Annotated in this window: 2 protein-coding genes; both read left to right on the top strand. The window is 60.8% G+C overall.

Annotated features, from left to right (window positions below):
- Nucleotides 1-51 precede the first annotated feature (51 nt).
- Nucleotides 52-3,345 carry a type I polyketide synthase gene (locus ACWEO2_RS44185; RefSeq protein WP_452410857.1) on the top strand — a complete coding sequence of 1,098 codons (3,294 nt, stop codon included), beginning with the start codon at nt 52-54 and terminating at the stop codon, nt 3,343-3,345.
- Nucleotides 3,346-3,394: 49 nt separating this feature from the next.
- Nucleotides 3,395-3,580 (top strand): polyketide synthase docking domain-containing protein (locus tag ACWEO2_RS44180; protein WP_452410856.1); only part of this gene is annotated, 186 nt, incomplete at its 3' end.

The raw sequence follows: 3,580 nt of genomic DNA, 5'->3' as shown, positions 1-3,580 counted from the left end.
GTGGGTTTCTCGCTGGCCACGACACGGAGCCTGTTCGAACATCGAGCCGCCGTGCTGGGTTCTGACCGCACAGAGTTGATGGCCGGTCTGCACGCCGTTGCCGAGGGAGAACCGTCGATGACTGCGGTGCAGGGGGATCGCTTGCTGACGGGCAAGACGGTCTTCGTGTTCCCGGGGCAAGGATCGCAATGGGTAGGCATGGCCGCCGAGCTGATGGACTCCTCCCCGGTATTCGCTGCGGCGATTGACCAATGCGCCGGAGCCTTCGCCCCCCATGTCAGTTGGTCCCTGACCGATGTGCTGCGCGATACTCCTGGGGCGGCATCTCTGGATCGGGTTGATGTCGTACAACCGGCATTGTTCGCAGTCATGGTGTCGCTCGCGCAGCTGTGGCAATCCATCGGTGTCATGCCTGACGCGGTGGTCGGCCACTCCCAGGGCGAAATCGCCGCTGCCTATGTCGCGGGGGCGCTTTCGCTGAGTGATGCAGCGACGGTGGTGATCTCACGCAGCAGGATGTTGGCTAAGGAACTCGCCGGTGCGGGCGGCATGGTTTCGGTAGCTCTCCCAGCCGAGGCTTTACCGAAGCTCTTGGCGCCGTGGCGAGACCGCATTGGAATAGCAGCGGTGAACGGCCCCAACTCGACCGTGGTTTCCGGTGACAGCGATGCACTTACGGAGTTCATGACCGGCTGCGCTCACGATGGAATCCGCACTCGCCGTATCCCTGTCGACTACGCGGCACACTCCGCGCAAGTCGAAGTCCTGCGCCTGCAGTTGCTCAAGGATCTCCGCGGAATCGAGCCACGGTCATCACGAGTGGCGTTCTATTCCTCGGTGACGGGCTCGCCGGTCGATACTGCGGTGCTCGACGCGGAGTACTGGTACCGAAACCTACGTGGGGTTGTGTCGTTCGCCCAGACCATAGCTGGCCTGCACCGGGACGGTCACCGCTTCTTCGTGGAAGCCAGTCCACATCCGGTCCTGACCACCGGCGTGCACGAAACGCTCGAGAGCATAGACACCAAGGAAGGCGACGTCGTGGTCGCCGCGTCCACCCGGCGCGGCGACGGAGGTATGACCCGGTTCATGTCCTCAGCGGCAGAGCTCTTCGTTGCCGGCGCATCGGTGAATTGGGCACCGATGCTTTCGGGAGGCCAGCGAGTTGATCTTCCTACCTTCGCGTTTCAACGCCGCCGATTCTGGTTGGAAACACTGCCGAACGAAAACATCTCAAGAACGGTCGATGCCGACCTGATGGGCGAGTTCTGGGACTCGATATCGCCCATGTCCGTCGAGGCGCGTGGAATCGATCCGCAGCAGCGATTCGTCGAGGTGTACCAGCAACTGTCGACGGAACGTCGCGCCGAGCAACTGGACCGAAATATCAAGTCATGGAGCTATCGAATCACCTGGAGCCCGATCGAGCGAGCACCCGCTCCTCTGTCGGGGCGATGGCTTATCGTGACACCCAGCGACCACCCCGATCTCCGCTCCATCGAACACCAATTGAACAGTATCGGTGCCGTGGTCTGCACACTCGAGGTGAACCCCACAGAGTCCAACCGCGAAAGCATCGGTGAACAGATTGATGCCTATCGTGTCGATGGCGAACTGACGGGCGTCTTGTCGCTCTTGGCTTTCGACGAAGAATTCTGTCCCGAGCACCGATCGGTCACGCAAGGGTTGGCTGGAACAGTGTGCTTATTACAAGCACTCCTGGACACACGCTGTACCGTGCCGACCTGGATTGTGACAAGTGGCGCCGTCGGCGTCGAGGACTCTGACACGATCGTCGAGGCGCTTCAGTTCCAAGTTTGGGGCGCGACCCAAGTGGCCAGCCTCGAGAATCCTGACTTTCGATTCGGTTTGATCGACCTGCCCAAGAATTGGGATAGCGATGACCTCGCCCTGCTGGTCCCCTCACTCTCCGGTGATACTGATGAGGATCAGATCGCAGTACGAAAGACGGGAACCTTCGCACGACGGATGTCGCGCACCGCACACTCGACAGTGAGCGCAGACAACACGTGGATCCCCCGAGGCACAGTACTGATTACCGGCGGTACCGGCGGCATCGGATCACCCCTTGCCAAATGGCTGGTCAAGAGGGGTGCACAACAAATCGTCGTGGCCAGCCGCCGCGGGCCTGATGCCGCCGCGGCCGCCACACTTCGGGATGAGCTCCAAGACCTTGGAGCGAGCATTGTCTTCCATACCTGCGATGTCGCCAAGCGCGATGAAGTCGCGAACCTTCTAGCGGTCATCGATCAGAGCGGCGCAGAACTTACCGCTGTCATCCACGCGGCGGGGGTCAGCGCAGAGACACCGATCGGCGCGATCAACAATGCCGAGCTCGAGGCTGTGCTCGCACCCAAGGTCGTGGGCGCCCGCCATTTGGACGAGCTGCTCGGCGAACGCCCGCTTGACGCGTTCGTACTGTTCTCGTCAGGCGCAGCCGTCTGGGGGAGCCGGGGTCTGGGCTCCTACGCCGCTGCGAACGCTTTCCTGGATGGCCTCGCGCAATCTCGACGCGCGCGAGGCCGAGCGGCAACCTCGATCGCTTGGGGCCTCTGGTCGGGAAAGGGGATGGGGGAGGCCGAAGACATCCGTAGACAGCTGCACCGCACCGGCATCCGATCAATGGACCCTGAGTTCGCACTCGCCGCTCTGCAGCGATCGGTCGAGTCGCACGACCCGACGGCGATCGTCGCCGACATCGACTGGGAGAGGTTCGGGCCCGCATACACGTTGGCACGCAGGCGTGGCTTGATCAGTGATCTCATGGAAGTGCCGGCTCTGAGTTCGACCGAGAATGACGCAGCAACTACGCCTGAGAGTTCCGACCTCGTTCAAGAACTCGCGAGAATGTCTGCAGACTCTGCAGAAGAACTATTGCTGACGTCGATCCGAGGTACTGTCTCGACAGTTCTCGGCCATCCGATCGAGGAAATAGACGAACGACGTCCTTTCACAGAAATGGGCATGGACTCGCTTGCCGCGATAGAGGTTCGATCGAGGTTGAACAAGCGGCTTGGGTTGGCATTACCGACCACCGTCGCGTTCGACTACCCCTGCGCACGTGAGTTGCTCGAACACATCCAAAGAAGTCTCGGCATCTCGACACCTGCGCATGGTGGCGATGTCGTCACCGAAATTGAAAAACTCTGGCCACTCATTTCATCGCTCGATACCGATAACGGGATGCGTGTCCATATTGTGTCGCGATTGTCCGACCTCCTGTCGCGCACAAAGGACAGGTTCGACATGTCTGCCACCGCAGACCTGGACACAGTGAGCGACGACGAGCTCTTCAACATGATCGACAACGAGTTGGGGCTGTGAAAAACAGAGATCGCGCGTCACGCACAGCAATTGAGGAGATTCAGCCCTGATGTCCAATGACGAGAAGCTCCGGAGCTACCTCAAGAAGGTAACGAGTGAGCTGAAAGACGTTCAAGAGCGCTTGCGTCAGGCGCAGGGATTGACCTCTGAGCCGGTGGCGGTTGTGGGTGTGGGGTGTCGTTTTCCGGGTGGGGTGGGTTCTGCGGAGGATTTGTGGGGGTTGGTGGCTGAGGGG

It is taken from the genome of Nocardia sp. NPDC004278 (assembly GCF_053602975.1).
The sequence above is the reverse complement of the archived record's forward strand: the minus strand, read 5'-3'. Positions and strand labels throughout refer to the sequence as shown.